The following is a 15,468-nucleotide window of genomic DNA, read 5'->3' on the forward strand; positions in this document are numbered from 1 at the left end:
CGTTTAATCAAGGATGAATGTTATGTTGATTGTTACTAAAACAGCTTTATGTAGTGTTGTAATTGCAATGATGATGGTAGTGATAGCTTTTGTGATTACTGGGAGTACAATTGTCAGTGCTTTTGGTACTGCCATGGTTTTATCTATTCCGATACTTCTGCCATTTATAGCACTTTATTTCATGGATATTAAATCTAGAAAAAAACCAATAGAGCCTTTATTTTACTGGCTGGTACTTGGTGCATTTATTGTAACTGTTATTTTACACATAGGTTGGAACTACATGATGTTAGCTGACATCATGCAAAAAGGTTCATTAGGCCCAGAGCAAGGGTATTGGCTGTTGATCAATTTATTCGGTGGTTTTAAAGCGTTAGTTGTAGGAGCCGCCATTGGTGTGTTCTGCCAGTTAATTTATAGTGGCTGTTTTGACAAACGTAGTAAATAAGATGAGATTTTCCGTCTGAGTGCCTGCAGTATTAAATTTTTATAGCTTCTAAATATAAGGCAACAGAAAATGTCATAGGTGTGTTTTAATTATGTGTAACACTCTTTTACGTTTCGTGTATAAACTATAGCTAATAGTTTATTGCTTGGTGCTGTGGTACAAGCTCAAATCGAGAATAATGTGGATAATTCAACTCAATTACAAACAATTGCGCGTCATTTAATGGCGCAACGTGACTCTGCTTTACCTAAATCAGATTTACCAGCTGGCTTAGCATTAAAAGACAGCGAAGAAAGCTTTGCTGTACAGAAATTAATGATCGCACTTAATGATCAGCAAGTGTATGGCTGGAAGTGTTTATTACCACTTGATGATGGTTCGATTATTTTAGCCCCGCTGTTGAGTAAACCTTATGCATTTACACAAACGTGTGAATTATATACGCAAAATAATAAAGCGCGTGTTGAGCCTGAGATCGCATTTGTATTTGGTCAAGACTTATTGGCGACTGAAAACTACAGTCATGAACAGGTTGACGCTGCGATAGCTAAAACCCATATGGCACTTGAATTGATTCAGAATCGCTTTTCAGATGATTATCAACCAACACATTTCGAAAAGTTAGCGGATGGCTTATTTAACCAAGGTATCGTCATCGGCCCAGAGATCAATAAAGCATACGCTTTTGATGCCGCTCAGATTGAGTTAACGATTGAGCAAAATGAACACCGTAATACGCGAACAGGCAAACACCCTTCAGGTCTTGCACAAGCACCAGTTTATTGGGCGGTAAACTACCTCGCACAGTTAGGTATCGATATAAAAGCGGGACAAGTATTTATTACCGGCTCGTACTGTGGAGTGATCGATTTAGATACCGATAGCAGTTGCGTTATTTCCTATGCAGGGCTTGGCGAGTACAGCATTACATTTACAGCGCGTTAGAGAATGCGCTACAAATTGGTTTATGGAGTCGAGTTGCTAAGGCCTTATGATTATTCTCAATATGACTAATCATAAGGCTTAGGGTATACGCAAAACCGTTACTCTCTTACGTTATACACTTGAACCGCGAATGATCAATGAGGGGGGAAGTAGGGTGTTTTCAACGATTTCACCACGAATTAATTTTAGTAAATTATTAACCAGCATTTGACCTGCGAGCGTTGTGTCTTGTTGCACTGTGGTCAAGGGTGGATTAGTAAAACTGGCAACTGCAATGTTGTCAAAGCCTACCACATGAACGTCATCAGGTACTTTGATCCCGGCTTCTTTGAGTGCGCGTATAGCGCCAATGGCAATTAAATCACTTGCGGCAAATAATGAATTAAAATGAATGTTGTTGGCAATTAATGAACGTGTAGCATGATAGCCTGATTCTTCAGTCGAAATGGCATTAGCCATCTTACGTTCGCTTAGAGTAATGCCGTGCTGATTAAATTCATCTTTAAACCCCTGATAACGAGCAAAAAACTCAGGACTATGTTCTGATGCATCACCAATAAAGGCACAGTCTTTTCTATTTGCACGTAATAGATGGGCAGCAGCAAGTTTACCGCCGCCGTAATTATCACAACTGACCGTGAGATCAGGACGGTTATCTACACTTGCTCCCCAACATACAAACTTAGTGTTTTGTTCTATAAGGCTACTAAATTTGGCTTGGTAATCTACATAATCACCATACCCAAGCAAAATAATACCGTCGGCACGGTGGCTGTCTTCGTAATCTGCTTGCCAATCGGCGCTGGTTGATTGAAAAGAAACTAGTAAATCATACCCTTGTGTAGCACATGCGCGAGTAATACTACCAAGCATAGCCAAAAAGAACGGGTTGATTTGTGATTCATCGGCAGTGGGATCTTCAAACAATAATAAAGCTAAAGTACTACTTTGCTGAGTGCGTAAATTGCTGGCGTTTTTATCAACTTTGTAATTAAGTTGTTTTGCTACTTCAAAAACACGTTTGCGAGTTTCTTCATTAACTAATGGACTGTTACGCAAAGCGCGCGAAACAGTAGATTGCGATACCCCTGCGTAGTGGGCGATGTCAAACGATGTAGCTTTACCTTTCATAGATAACCTAACTGCTTTAAGTAAATAAAGTGCAAATAACTCGTGCCATTTTCGTTGATTTGTTGATTTTTACAAGCTATTTATCAGTAATCTAAAATTTTTATTGATTCAAACCTGACACCGGTGTCATAATGTCGGCGTTTTATCATTTTGTTGTCAAAACGTATTGGCTGCCCATTTATTTGGGCAGCATTTTTTTACTAGAGTAACTGCTTTGGGGTGATAGCTCAAAGTTTATCTCATGACGATGGCAAGACCATTGAAATTACAATAATAAGCTCGGTTATAGCTAAGTATCTAAACCGCTTAGACAAAAGAGAAAACATGATGAACTCCAAGCCAAATTCACAATTCGATCCTATCTTAGTGGCCGACATTGGCGGCACTAATGCTCGTTTTGCTTTAATTACTGCCTTTAACTTAGAAAAAAAACAATTTGTTATTGAGCATAATATTACTTTTCCAAGTGCCAATTTTGGCTCATTGCAAGCAGCATTGCAGCATTATTTATCGCAAGTTAATAATATTCAGCCTCGTCGCGCGTGTCTAGCCGTCGCAGGACCAATCAAAGCTGGCCAAGTACATTTGACTAATTTAGGTTGGCATTTTAGCGTTGCAGAGGTTAAAGCTGAATTTGATTTAGCGCAACTTGAAGTGATCAACGACTTTGCTGCATTTGCCTATGCAGCGCCGTATTTAGACGCACAACAAAACATTGCAGTTAAAGCTGGACAAGCAGATACTGATGCGAATATTGCAGTAATGGGCCCTGGCACTGGTTTTGGTGCGGCTTGTTTAGTGCGTACAACGCAGGCAAGCGCAGTGTTGAGTTGCGAAGCAGGGCATATGACGCTTGCTTCAGTAAATGAACTCGATACTCAGTTGATCGCGCAATTACGTAAACAGTTACCCCATGTATCGGTGGAAACTGTGTTTTCAGGCCCTGGTATTGTCCATTTATATCAAGCAATGGCTGCTGTAAATGGTGTTGAAGCACAAAATTTAACGGCTGCACAAATTAGCGAATTAGCTAATAATGGCGAATGCAGTATTTGTGATGCGACCTTAAACCAATTTTGTGATTGGATAGGAAGCGTAGCAGGGGACCTTGCTGTTGCCTTTGGTGCGCTAGGTGGTGTGTATATTGGTGGCGGTATTTTACCGCGCATGCAAGATCGTTTACTTGCAAGCCGCTTTGTTGAGCGTTTTAACGCTAAAGGGATCATGTCGCAATATGTGAGCCAAATACCCGTAACGCTTGTTATACAAGATAATATTCCACTTATTGGTGCTGCGGCTTGCTTGCACGTTAATGGGCAGTCATAAAACATCGCTGTAGGGGATGTTATTGGGAAGGTTGGATGAAGAAAGTTACTATAAATAGTGTTGCAAGCTATGCTGGGGTGTCTAAAAAAACCGTATCGCGTGTTTTAAATAATGAACCCAATGTAAGTGATGCAACTCGCGAAAAAGTGCTCAAAGTGTTTAAAGAGCTCGATTATACTCCTAACCCTATTGCTCGCGGTTTAGCACAAAATCGTAGTTTTATAATTGGCTGTATTTACGATAACCCGAGTAAAAGTTATATCACTCGGGTGCAAACAGGTGCACTGGCTGCGTGCCAAGAAAACAACTATAACTTGTTGATCCACCCATGTGATCTACGTGGTGATGCGTTGATCAGTAATATAGAACATTTACTGCAATCTTCTCGCCTTGATGGTTTGGTATTAACCCCGCCGTTTTCAGATTTTAAGGTGTTGGTTGATTTTCTAAAAAGCAAAAAAATTCCTTATGCCCGTGTAGCGTCTGCTGTACTTGAAGATGAGTCGATTTCAGTGCGTAGTAATGATGAGCAAGGGGCTTTTGAGATCACCGAGCACTTAATTAACTTAGGTCATAAGGCGATCGCGTTTATTAAAGGTCACCCTGATCACAGTGCTACAGAGCAGCGTTTTAAAGGTTATCGCCGTGCTTTAAGTACCCATGGCATTGAATTTAATGAACGTTTGGTTGAAGAAGGTAACTTTAGTTATCACTCAGGTGTAGACAGTGCACGCAGTATCTTAGATCTAACACCAAGACCAACGGCAGTATTTGCATCAAATGATTACATGGCCGCTGCCGTATTAAAATTGGCAACACAACGGCAGTTAAAAGTACCGGATGATATTTCGATAGCAGGTTTTGATAATGCCCCAATTGCACGCCATATTTGGCCTGGGCTGACAACTATTGCACAACCTGTAGAAGAAATGACTCAGCAAGCGGTTAATAAACTAATTGAGCACATTAGTGAACCGCAAGAGCAGCCCTATCAAGTGACGCTAGAAGCGCGTTTGATCACCCGTGAATCCACCGCACAAATAAAGCCTTAAATATGTAAATGAAGCAATTTTCACAGTTGCCCGAGTTTGAGTGACGCTTACTCGGGCATTTTTTTAGCTGTTTTTAATGTTAAGTTTGCCCCAGCAAAAAATTTCTTGGTTAATTCATTATTGAGCCTAGTATGCTCTGCTTAGCGGCATAAATTTTTTGACTAAACAGATATACCAATCGACTTAAATATTTAACCATTCTAGCGAGCTAAATGGTCAGTAACTTAACACGAAGAGTATAACAATTTTATTCACTGCTACTTTGTACTAGAAGAAAGTAAAACCTTTTAATATTAACGAACTAGTTTAATACTAGGTGGGTTGTTAAAGCTTTTTTAAAAAAATAGCGAACAAAAATCGTGCACTGAGTAAAAAAATAGTGGTGGTCATTATTTGGTCATTTAAAATAATTAAACTAAATTTATAAGATAAGGTTGACACCGGTGTCACAGTCGTGCGTTAATACAGTGACACCGGTGTCAGGTTGATTGTGAGAGACAACTTGACAACGTATACCTTTGAACGGGTAAATCAAAGATGCTCAGTGCAAGTTCATTCGTGGAGTATGTGCTTGCTACTGAGCCTTTATCCTCTAACCATAGAGATGAGTCGAATTTTATGTTGCATCCTCGTATTCAAGAAGTCACCGAACGCGTTATCGAACGCAGTAAAGCTACTCGCCAAGCCTATTTAGAACGCATGAATCATGCAAAAAAACAAACAAGAGTTCGTTCTGGTTTAGGTTGCGGTAATATTGCTCACGTAATGGCTGCTTGTAGCAGTGATGATAAAGCACGTTTAAAGGCTGATGAACAGCCTAACCTAGCTATTATCAATTCATACAATGATATGCTTTCTGCGCATGTCCCTTACAAAGATTATCCAGATTTAATTAAAGACCTTGCCACTAAATATGATGCAACAGCACAAGTAGCTGGTGGTGTGCCAGCGATGTGTGATGGTGTTACTCAGGGCCGTGATGGCATGGAATTATCACTTTTTTCTCGTGATGTTATTGCTATGTCTACTGCAATTTCGTTATCACACGATGTATTTGATGGTGTTTTTTGCTTAGGTGTGTGTGACAAAATTGTCCCTGGCCTATTAATTGGCGCTTTATCATTTGGCCATCTACCGGTTGCGTTTTTACCAGCAGGTCCGATGCAATCAGGTATCCCTAACAAAGAAAAAGCCCGTATTCGTCAAAAGTTCGCACAAGGTTTAGTAAGCCGTGATGAATTGTTAGAAGCTGAAAGTGCGTCTTACCACAGTGCTGGTACATGTACTTTTTATGGAACTGCTAACTCAAACCAAATGTTAATGGAAATTATGGGCTTACACCTTCCAGGTAGCTCGTTTATCAATCCATATACAGAATTACGCGATGGTCTAACGGGTAATGCGGTAGAAACCATGCTTAAGCAACTTATTCAAACAAAAGATGCGAATTGTTTAGCTGACGTTGTAACTGAAAAAACCATAATTAATGGTTTGGTCGGTTTATTATCTACAGGCGGCTCTACAAACCATGCTATTCACTTGGTTGCTATCGCTAAAGCGGCGGGTATTGAGCTGACATGGAAAGATATGTCGGATTTATCAGAAGTTGTGCCACTACTGACGCGTATTTATCCAAATGGCTCAGCTGATGTGAATCATTTCCAAGCTGCCGGTGGTATGGGTTTCTTAATGAAGCAACTTGTTGGTGCTGGTTTCTTGCATAATGACGTTAAAACTATTGTGGGTGAAGGCCTTGAAGCATACACCCAAGAGCCACGTTTAGACACGGATAATAATTTGATCATGACTGATTCAAATGGTCCAAGCAAAGTGAAATGGGTGCCATGTCCTGAAAAGTCATTAGATGAAGAAGTACTGCGTCCAGTAGATAACCCATTCAGTAAACAAGGTGGTTTACAGCTACTTACAGGTAACTTAGGTAAAGCTGTTATTAAAGTGTCAGCAGTTGCAATTGAGCACCAAGTAGTATCAGCACCGGCAAAAGTATTTAGTTCACAAAGTGCACTACAAGAAGCGTATACACGCGGTGAATTAAACCAAGACTTTATTGCTGTACTTAAAGAGCAAGGCCCGAAAGCGAAGGGCATGCCAGAGCTGCATAAATTAACGCCAGTTATGGCAACCTTGCAAGATCAAGGTTTTAAAGTTGCAATTGTGACTGATGGCCGTATGTCTGGCGCATCAGGTAAAGTACCTGCTGCAATTCACTTAGCGCCAGAGGCCGTTGAAGGTGGCATTATCGCAAAAATTCACGAAGGTGATTTAGTTACACTTGATGCACCAGCGGGAATTTTAAAACTACACGTAAGCGATGAAGAGCTTGCAAAACGTGAATTACAGCTGAGCGTCCCAAGTTTAACCTTTGGTACTGGACGTGAGTTGTTTACAGGATTTAGAAACATTGTTAGTAGCGCAGATTTAGGCGCAAGTGCGTTTGGAATAGAATAATAATTAGCCATTCACAGGGTAATGAGGACATACAATGAGCATAGAAAAAATCTTAGCATCGGCACCTGTGGTGCCAGTAGTGGTGATTGAAAAATTAGAAGATGCAGCACCACTTGCTAGAGCACTTTATAACGGGGGCTTAAAAGCGCTTGAGATCACATTACGTACACCCATTGCTGCAGAAGCGGTCAAGCTGATGAAAGCGGAAGTACCAGAAGCGTATGTGGGCACAGGTACAGTGGTTGATAAAGCAAGCTTTGAAGCATCGGTTGCCGCAGGCGCTGACTTTATGGTCAGCCCGGGCGTAAATGATGAGCTTTTAGCGCTAGCTAAAGACAGTGATATTCCATTTCTACCAGGTGCCGCAACGCCGAGCGAAGTGATGAAGTTAGCAAGCCATGGTTTTAAGTTTTTAAAGTTCTTTCCAGCAGAAGCTGCAGGCGGTACTGCAATGCTTAAATCAATTGGTGGCCCATTACCTCATGTTACGTTTTGCCCAACAGGTGGTATTAGTTTAGCAACTGCACCGAGCTACTTAGCGCTTAGCAATGTGATTTGTGTCGGTGGTACTTGGATGCTTGATAAACAACTTATTGAAAACAAAGACTGGCAAGCCATTGAAGCGCTTGCTCGCCAAGCAAGTGAAATTAAATAATTAAAGGGGAGTTTTTTAAATGATTAATGTAGCAATTAATGGCTATGGCCGTATCGGTCGCAACGTATTACGTGCACTTTATGAGTCAGCGCAAAACAATGAAATTAAAATCGTTGCGATTAATGACTTAGCGCCAGCGAATGTAAATGCACACCTTACTCAATTTGATTCTGTGCATGGTCAATTTTCGCAAAAAGTAACACTTGCTGATAACACTATGCTTATCGGTGATGACGTAATTACTCTTACGCAAGAGCGTGACCCTGCAAACTTGCCATGGAAAGAGTTAAACGTAGATATCGTATTAGAATGTACGGGCTTTTTCACAAAACGTGAAGATGCTGCAAAACACATTACTGCGGGTGCGAAAAAAGTGATTGTATCAGCACCTGGTACCGACTTAGATGCAACCGTAGTTCATGGTGTAAATGATGATGTACTTAATGCCGACAGCAACATTATTTCTAACGCATCATGTACTACAAACTGTTTAGCACCTATTGCAAAAGCAATTAATGATACAGTTGGTATTGAGCAAGGCAGCATGACAACCATTCATGCTTATACAAATGACCAAAACCTGTCAGATGTATACCACCCAGATCTATACCGTGCACGTAGTGCTACGCAGTCTATGATCCCAACTAAAACAGGCGCAGCCAAAGCGGTTGGCTTAGTATTACCTGAGCTTGCGGGTAAGCTTGACGGGATGTCAGTACGCGTTCCAACAATTAACGTATCGTTAGTTGATTTTACGTTTATTACTAAACGTGACACAACAGCAGCTGAAATAAATGAAGTAATGAAAGCCGCAGCTGAAGGTTCAATGAAAGAGATCTTAGAGTACAATGAGCTTCCGCTTGTTTCTATTGATTTTAATCATAACCCAGCGTCGTCAATCTTTGATGCTACGCAAACTAAAGCTGAAGGTAAATTAGTTAAAGTGATGGCTTGGTATGATAACGAATGGGGTTTCTCAAACCGCATGTTAGACCAAGTTAAAACACTCGGTCAGTATTTATAATTGACCCTATAAAAGTTTAGCTTTATCCAACAAAGCCGCGAATATCGCGGCTTTTTTACGTTTTATAGCTTAACGTTCAAAGTTGCTAAGCGAGGGCGCTCTGACATTACTAAACTCATAGATTGCGCTGCAATTTGCTGTAGTTTATACGTTTCTGAGGTAGATTCTTTGCATAGGGTAAGTAAATCAGCAATTAAACAACCTATAGCTCTTACTTCTATCAACTCCATTTGTGAACGCTGATAGTCAGTGAGTGAGTTCAAGTTTGTTGCTGCGCCAAAGTCACCAAATAAAACAGTGTACTGGGCATCTATCATAGTGTTGTGAGCGTACACATCACCATGACTGACATTATTCGCATGTAAGTGGACAAGGGTGCTGAGCATCTGCTTTGCAATATGTTTAATGGCTTCAGCGGTGAACTGTGTGTGTTCGGCAAAGGTATCGCGAGTGCAGGTTTCAAGTGACGGCGGTAAGCCAAGATTTTGGTAATCTTGGTTAATAAGCTCCATCACCAGCCCTAGTTGTTCTGGGTTATCGATATATGCAAGCACTTTGATAAGATTTGGGTGCTCGCCAGCTTGTAAGCAACAGTTTACTTCATCTAATGGATAACCATCACTGGTAATCGCTCCTTTAAATAGCTTAACGGCTACTTTATGTTGCTGCCAATCTGCTAAGTGTATTATTCCCGATGCGCCTTCACCAATTTGGCTTATGAGTTCAAACTCATTAAGCGTTGCTTGCTTTATTGCCCCATGTTGTAGTGATTGCGATTTATTAAAGTTGTTTCCGGCAAACGCCAGCCAAGTAAGCGCGGGGAGTTCGAACAGCCAGTCATCAATTTGGGTTAAGTTATTTGCTGATAAGCGAACGAGTTCTAGTTGCTGACACTGCTGCATGCTGTGGGGCAGAGTTGTTAACTGATTACCAGCTAGAGCGAGTTTACGTAGTTGAGTAAGTTCACCAAAAGACTCAGGCAATTGTTGAAGCTTATTGTCAGTTAAAATTAACCATTGAGTTGTAAGTGGCAAGCTATGCTCTGCAAATTCGCTGATCTGATTACCTTTAAACGCGATCATGATCAGGGCTGGGCATTTTGCTAGTACTGGGGGAATATGCTGAAACTGGTTGAATGATAAAAATACCCGTTTTAATTTGGTTAAACAGGCAAACTGAGCGGGTAAATCAGTGAGTTTATTGTTTGATAAATCGAGTACTTCAAGAGTCTCTGCTAGGGTAAATATTTCGTCGGGGAACGTCGTTAATTCTGCAACCAGTTGCAAACGTTTAGCGCCAACTAATTGACCACTGCGAAGCTGTTCAAGGGTATTCAAAATACAAATCCATTTATTTAGGTCGTTTAATATTCAGTAAATAAAAAAGGCCAATCTAATGGCCTTGATGATCACTTTATTGTATGGAATTAAAATTGTGCATTGTGATAGACGTTTTGTACGTCGTCACAATCTTCAAGCATCGCTAAAAAGCGTTCCATTACTTCTACATCTTCACCTTCAAGTGGTGCTTCTACTTGGGGTACGAATGCGATTAAGTCTTCGTGGAATTCACTAATACCCATTTCTTCTAGCGCAGTACGAGCGTTGTTATATTCAGTATGTGGAGCAAAAACGGTCACTTTACCGTCTTCTACTTCTACATCAGTGACATCAACATCCGCCATCATCAGTGCTTCAAGCACGGTTTCGTCGTCATCACCGTCAAAAACAAAAATCGCAAGATGATCAAATAAGTGCGATACCGAATTTTGTGCGCCAATTTTAGCATTTGCTTTGGTAAAACATACACGCACATCAGCAAAGGTGCGTTTGTTGTTATCAGTTAAGCAATCTACGATGATCATGCAGTTACCCGGTCCGTAACCTTCGTAGCGAGTCGCTGAGTAATCTTCGCCACCGCCGCCTTTGGCTTTGTCGATAGCGCGCTCAATAACGTGAGCGGGAACTTGGTCTTTTTTAGCTCTTTCGATTAAACGACGTAGTGCGAGATTGCCATCTGGATCAACACCACCGTTTTTGGCACAAATATAAATTTCTTTACCGTACTTTGAGTAAACTTTAGTTTTAGCACCCGCAGTTTTAGCCATTGAATCTTTTTTGTTTTGGTAAGCTCTTCCCATCTGCGTTTCGCCTTAAATATATTTTAAAAGTGTAAATTTTGTAGGCTCGTATTCTAAAGGTAAATGCGGGGCAGGGCTAGTCTGATTTAAAGTGTGTAAATAGTAGAGAAGGTTTTGCTGTGCTGGTTGTTTAAATAAAAACAATATAGCCCGCGTGCGCGGGCTAATTAAAGGTTAAGTTGTGCTTACCAAATACGCACACGCTCTTCTTCAGGCAAGTAAAGCTTATCACCTGGTTTTACATCAAATGCTTTATACCATGCATCATGGTTACGAGGGGCTTGTGCTCTAAAGCGACCTGGCGCATGTGTACCACCACGTAGTTGGTTTAACATACTTTGCTCTGTGCGTTTTTCTTTCCATACTTGTGCCCACGCTAAAAAGAACCGCTGATCGCCTGTTAGGCCATCAATTACAGGTGCTTCTTTACCATTTAAGCTCAGTTTATAAGCGTGATATGCCATTGCTAGGCCGCCCACATCACCAATATTTTCACCTAAGCTGTTACGGCCATTGACGAAGTTACCTGGGATTGGCTCGTACTGGCTATACTGGGCTGCGAGCTGATCGGCTTTGGCCTCAAATGCAGCACGATCTGAGTCAGTCCACCAGTTGCGTTGCACACCGTTTGCATCTGATTTAGAGCCCTGATCATCAAAACCATGACCCATTTCATGACCAATAACAGCACCTATGCCACCATAGTTAACAGCTGGATCGGCATTTGGATCGAAAAATGGTGGTTGCAGGATAGCAGCAGGGAACACAATTTCGTTAAATGAGCTATTGTAGTACGCATTCACGCGTTGTGGTGTCATACCCCAACGGTTACGATCCGTTTTTTCAAGCTCTTTGGCAACACTGTCTGCTTGGAAAAACTCACGGGTGTTTTTTATATTGCCCATTAAATCGTTGTCGCTAATTGTTAAGCCGTCAAATGATTGCCATACATCTGGATAGCCGATTTTTGGCACAAATGCGGCCAATTTAGCACGCGCATTTACTTTTGTTTCTGCGCCCATCCAGTCTAGGTTATCAATACGCTCACCGAGTGCTGTACGTAGGTTTTCAACCAATTCGGACATTTGCTGTTTTGATGATTCTGGGAAGTAACGTGCGACATACACTTTACCGATAGCAAAGCCTAACGAGTTGGTACCTGACATTTGGCTAATAGCACGTTTCCAGCGAGGACGTGGCTCTTGTTGTCCGTTAAGTTCTTTACCGTAAAACGCAAAATTAGTATTGAATACTTCTTCAGAAAGTAACTCTGCGTTACCACTGAGTGCGTGATAGGTTAAGTAGTCTTTCCATACTGCTAGGTCTTGTTGATTGATAAGTTCAATCATGGCTTTTATAGGCTCTGGTTGTGACACATTCAACTGCGGCACTTGATAACCTGTTTGCGCAAAGTACAGATCCCAATTAAAGTCTGGGTATGCTTCGCTCAGCTCACTGCGCTTAACTTGGTTTAATGTTAGGTCGCGGTTACGGCGTTTTTCACGTGGCCAATGACCTTCTGCAATTTTAGTTTCAAGGGCTAAGATCGCCTGTGCACGTTCGGTGGTATTATCGACACCGGCTAATTCAAGCATTTGTGCAATGTGTGCAACATATGCGCTACGGGTTTTTTCAAAACGCTCAGAATCTTCTAAGTAGTAAGAGCGATCTGGTAAGCCTAAACCGCCAGCGCCCAGTGACATTTCATATTTATTTGGATCAAGACGGTTAAACCACATGCCACCGCCAATAGGAGAGTTAACACCACTCAGCCACGCTTGACCAAACAGCTTAGTAAGATCATCCGTTGATGATACGTCATTGATTTCAGTCAACAATGGTTTAATAGGTGTGATACCTAATTTATTAAGTGTTTCGGTATCCATATAAGCGTTGTAAAAGTCAGCGATTAGCTGCTCTTCAGCATTTAAATCATCACGTGCCGCTATTTCTTCAATGATTTCTTTAACACGCTCTTCACTGCGCTCTGCTAACCCAGAAAAAGCACCATAGCGTGTTTTGTCCGCAGGCATTACGTAGTTGTCATACCATGTGCCACTGGCATACATAAAAAAATCATCGCCAGGTTTAATTGCTTCGTTACGCGCCGTTAAATCTACACCAAAGCTACCTAATTCTGGTTGTTCAGCGGCTGTAGTTGTTTCAACGGCTGTTTTTGGGGCTGAGGTTTCGGTTGTTTCAGGCTTAGAACAGCCTGCTAAAAATGTGGCAGCGAGTGTGGCTGCAATAAGTGTTTTTTTCATTGGATTACCCTGAATGTTATTTTTATCATAGATTTTTATAACCTAGCTTTTGATTGTTATAGATAACCGAAAGCGAGACAAACTTTTGAGGTGAATAACTTAATCACCCGATAAAGCCGTGTTAATAAATAAACTAACTGAGTCAGCGGTACTTAGCAATTGTTTGACTGCATTTGCTGTAATTGCCACATCCGCGCATATTCACCTTGTAAAGCAAGCAGTTGTTGATGATTGCCTTGTTCAACGAGTTGACCTGCTTGCATAACCAAGATTTTGTCAGCATCGGTTATTGTTGATAAGCGGTGTGCAATCACTAAACTTGTATGATTTGCGGCTACTTCTCGCATGGCGTTTAATATTGCTTGTTCTGCATGAGAGTCCAGCGCAGAGGTTGCTTCGTCAAAAATTAAGATTGGTGACTTCTTCAAAATGGCACGCGCGATGGCGATACGTTGTTTCTCACCCCCAGAGACTTTTAAGCCACGTTCGCCAACAAGGGTTTGATCGCCTTTCTCAAGGCTATTTATAAATTTAGTTAAGTGAGCCATCTTAATCGCTTTATCGATTTCTTCATCACTGGCACCAGAGCGACCATAAGCGATATTTTCTCGTATGCTAGTATTAAAAAGTACGGTGTCTTGTGGGACGATGGCAATTGCTTGGCGTAAGCTGTGTAGCGTGATGTCGCGCACGTCTTGGCCATCAATACAAATACTGCCACTGTCAATATCATAAAAACGATATAACACGCGGGCAAGGGTACTTTTACCTGCGCCACTGGCACCGACCACCGCGACTTTGCTCCCGGCGTTAATGGTAAAACTCAGTTGCTTGAGAATAGCCCGAGAGCTGTGGTAGCTAAAATTAACGTTGTTAAACTCTATATTCCCTTGCTGTATAGCAAGCGGCTGGGCATTTTCTTTATCTGTGATCCGTGGCTTTGTGGTTAATAGCCCGAGCATGTTTTCAAGATCTGTTAGGGCACGGCGAATTTCTCGATATACAAAGCCTAAAAAATTGAGTGGTAAGAAAAGCTGGATCATGTAGGCATTGATCATAACCAATTCACCGATGCTTAACTCACCTGTTACGACATCTGCTGTGCCTAACCACATTAATGCGGTGATCGCTGCGGCAATGATCAAGGCTTGGCCTGAGTTAAGTGCTAATAAAGATAAGCGGTTTTTCAATCGTGCGTGTTCCCAAGTAGCTAAAAAAGCGTCATAACTGTTGGCTTCGTGGGTTTCATTATTAAAATATTTAACGGTTTCGTAGTTGAGCAAACTGTCGATTGCTCGACTATTGCTGTTGTTATCAGCTTGGTTTGCCTCACGAATGAATCGATTGCGCCATTGAGTAATGGTGACCGTGAAGGCAATATAAATAATCACCGCGATGAGGGTGACAAGCGCAAACCAAGGAGAAAAAAGCGTGGCGAATATAATCGCGACAATTAAGATCTCTAATAGCGTAGGGATAATATTAAACATTAAAAAGCGCATTAAAAAGCTTAGGCCTTGCGTTCCGCGTTCAATATCACGGCTAATCCCGCCAGTTTGTCTATTTAAATGAAAACTCAGCTCAAGTGCATGTAAATGCTTAAATACTTTAAGACCAATATGCCGCATGGCGTGCTCTGTGACACGGCCAAATAAGGCATCGCGTACTTCGCCAAAAAACACCCCAGCAAAGCGTAATCCGCCATAAAGCAGTAAAAGTGTTACGGGGACCATGAGAACGGTTTGTAGATTACCATCAACAGCATCAATGATTTCTTTTAGCGCCCATGGCATCAGCAAGGTTGCGCCTTTTGCAGCAATCAATGCAAGCACAGCTAACAAGACTCGCGCTTTGAACACCATTAAATATGGCCATAACGTTTTAACACTTTGTTTTAAGTTCATGGCATCATGATGTTTTATTGCTTCTTGTTTACCCATACCGCGCATATTTTCTCTAACTCTATTAAGTCTGTATTAAACTTTTTTTAGTAGCCTAGAGTATAAACTTTAAC

12 protein-coding genes are annotated in these 15,468 nt (G+C 41.4%); 7 read left to right on the forward strand and 5 right to left on the reverse strand.

Annotated elements, in window-relative coordinates; all coding sequences use genetic code 11:
* Nucleotides 1-22: 22 nt before the first annotated feature.
* Together CWB85_RS01270 and CWB85_RS01275 are read left to right on the forward strand one after the other, a co-directional pair.
* Complete coding sequence (locus CWB85_RS01270) at nucleotides 23-448, forward strand: hypothetical protein (RefSeq protein WP_138553864.1); 426 nt, start codon at nucleotides 23-25, stop codon at nucleotides 446-448.
* 180 nt (nucleotides 449-628) lie between these two features.
* Nucleotides 629-1,393 carry a fumarylacetoacetate hydrolase family protein gene (locus CWB85_RS01275; RefSeq protein ID WP_171038969.1) on the forward strand — a complete coding sequence of 255 codons (765 nt, stop codon included), beginning with the start codon at nucleotides 629-631 and terminating at the stop codon, nucleotides 1,391-1,393.
* 111 nt (nucleotides 1,394-1,504) lie between these two features.
* Here the strand turns inward: CWB85_RS01275 and CWB85_RS01280 are convergent, their stop codons facing one another.
* Entirely contained in the window at nucleotides 1,505-2,524 is a 1,020-nt protein-coding gene (locus CWB85_RS01280) for a LacI family DNA-binding transcriptional regulator (protein ID WP_138553866.1), read from the reverse strand.
* Nucleotides 2,525-2,848: 324 nt separating this feature from the next.
* On the opposite strand from CWB85_RS01280, the gene glk reads away from it, so the two are divergent.
* From glk to gap, 5 genes are all read left to right on the forward strand, one after another.
* Nucleotides 2,849-3,850, forward strand: coding sequence for a glucokinase (glk, locus tag CWB85_RS01285; RefSeq protein WP_016707352.1), 1,002 nt, complete (start codon nucleotides 2,849-2,851; stop codon nucleotides 3,848-3,850).
* A 35-nt stretch (nucleotides 3,851-3,885) separates the two neighbouring features.
* On the forward strand, nucleotides 3,886-4,902 hold the full coding sequence (locus CWB85_RS01290) for a LacI family DNA-binding transcriptional regulator (RefSeq protein WP_016707351.1): 1,017 nt from the start codon (nucleotides 3,886-3,888) through the stop codon (nucleotides 4,900-4,902).
* Between the two features lie 618 nt (nucleotides 4,903-5,520).
* On the forward strand, nucleotides 5,521-7,371 hold the full coding sequence (gene edd / locus CWB85_RS01295; RefSeq protein WP_029216030.1) for a phosphogluconate dehydratase: 1,851 nt from the start codon (nucleotides 5,521-5,523) through the stop codon (nucleotides 7,369-7,371).
* Nucleotides 7,372-7,405: 34 nt separating this feature from the next.
* Nucleotides 7,406-8,026, forward strand: coding sequence for a bifunctional 4-hydroxy-2-oxoglutarate aldolase/2-dehydro-3-deoxy-phosphogluconate aldolase (gene eda / locus CWB85_RS01300; protein WP_016707349.1), 621 nt, complete (start codon nucleotides 7,406-7,408; stop codon nucleotides 8,024-8,026).
* 19 nt (nucleotides 8,027-8,045) lie between these two features.
* The gene (gap, locus tag CWB85_RS01305; protein WP_016707348.1) at nucleotides 8,046-9,050 is read left to right on the forward strand and encodes a type I glyceraldehyde-3-phosphate dehydrogenase; all 1,005 of its coding nucleotides are present in this window, start codon (nucleotides 8,046-8,048) and stop codon (nucleotides 9,048-9,050) included.
* A 62-nt stretch (nucleotides 9,051-9,112) separates the two neighbouring features.
* Here the strand turns inward: gap and CWB85_RS01310 are convergent, their stop codons facing one another.
* The 4 genes from CWB85_RS01310 to CWB85_RS01325 all read right to left on the reverse strand — a co-directional run bounded on the left by CWB85_RS01310 (nucleotide 9,113) and on the right by CWB85_RS01325 (nucleotide 15,358).
* Nucleotides 9,113-10,387 (reverse strand): leucine-rich repeat-containing protein kinase family protein, encoded by a 1,275-nt coding sequence (locus CWB85_RS01310; RefSeq protein ID WP_138553867.1) that lies wholly within the window; start codon nucleotides 10,385-10,387, stop codon nucleotides 9,113-9,115.
* Between the two features lie 89 nt (nucleotides 10,388-10,476).
* Complete coding sequence (locus CWB85_RS01315) at nucleotides 10,477-11,190, reverse strand: YebC/PmpR family DNA-binding transcriptional regulator (RefSeq protein WP_138553868.1); 714 nt, start codon at nucleotides 11,188-11,190, stop codon at nucleotides 10,477-10,479.
* Between the two features lie 185 nt (nucleotides 11,191-11,375).
* Nucleotides 11,376-13,454, reverse strand: a complete 2,079-nt coding sequence (locus tag CWB85_RS01320; RefSeq protein ID WP_138553869.1) for a M13 family metallopeptidase — start codon at nucleotides 13,452-13,454, stop codon at nucleotides 11,376-11,378.
* Nucleotides 13,455-13,606: 152 nt separating this feature from the next.
* The gene (locus tag CWB85_RS01325) at nucleotides 13,607-15,358 is read right to left on the reverse strand and encodes an ABCB family ABC transporter ATP-binding protein/permease (RefSeq protein ID WP_138553892.1); all 1,752 of its coding nucleotides are present in this window, start codon (nucleotides 15,356-15,358) and stop codon (nucleotides 13,607-13,609) included.
* Nucleotides 15,359-15,468: the final 110 nt, after the last annotated feature.

Origin of the sequence: Pseudoalteromonas sp. S1727 (genome assembly GCF_005886375.1) — a bacterium.
Classification (GTDB): Bacteria; Pseudomonadota; Gammaproteobacteria; order Enterobacterales; family Alteromonadaceae; genus Pseudoalteromonas; species Pseudoalteromonas haloplanktis.

Excerpts from the sequence above, each read along its gene's own strand:
- CWB85_RS01270 (WP_138553864.1), top strand. The coding sequence starts at position 23 with ATGTTGATTGTTACTAAAACAGCTTTATGTAGTGTTGTAATTGCAATG.
- CWB85_RS01280 (WP_138553866.1), bottom strand. The coding sequence starts at position 2,524 with ATGAAAGGTAAAGCTACATCGTTTGACATCGCCCACTACGCAGGGGTA.
- glk (WP_016707352.1), top strand. The coding sequence starts at position 2,849 with ATGATGAACTCCAAGCCAAATTCACAATTCGATCCTATCTTAGTGGCC.
- CWB85_RS01290 (WP_016707351.1), top strand. The coding sequence starts at position 3,886 with ATGAAGAAAGTTACTATAAATAGTGTTGCAAGCTATGCTGGGGTGTCT.
- edd (WP_029216030.1), top strand. The coding sequence starts at position 5,521 with ATGTTGCATCCTCGTATTCAAGAAGTCACCGAACGCGTTATCGAACGC.
- eda (WP_016707349.1), top strand. The coding sequence starts at position 7,406 with ATGAGCATAGAAAAAATCTTAGCATCGGCACCTGTGGTGCCAGTAGTG.
- gap (WP_016707348.1), top strand. The coding sequence starts at position 8,046 with ATGATTAATGTAGCAATTAATGGCTATGGCCGTATCGGTCGCAACGTA.
- CWB85_RS01315 (WP_138553868.1), bottom strand. The coding sequence starts at position 11,190 with ATGGGAAGAGCTTACCAAAACAAAAAAGATTCAATGGCTAAAACTGCG.
- CWB85_RS01320 (WP_138553869.1), bottom strand. The coding sequence starts at position 13,454 with ATGAAAAAAACACTTATTGCAGCCACACTCGCTGCCACATTTTTAGCA.
- CWB85_RS01325 (WP_138553892.1), bottom strand. The coding sequence starts at position 15,358 with ATGAACTTAAAACAAAGTGTTAAAACGTTATGGCCATATTTAATGGTG.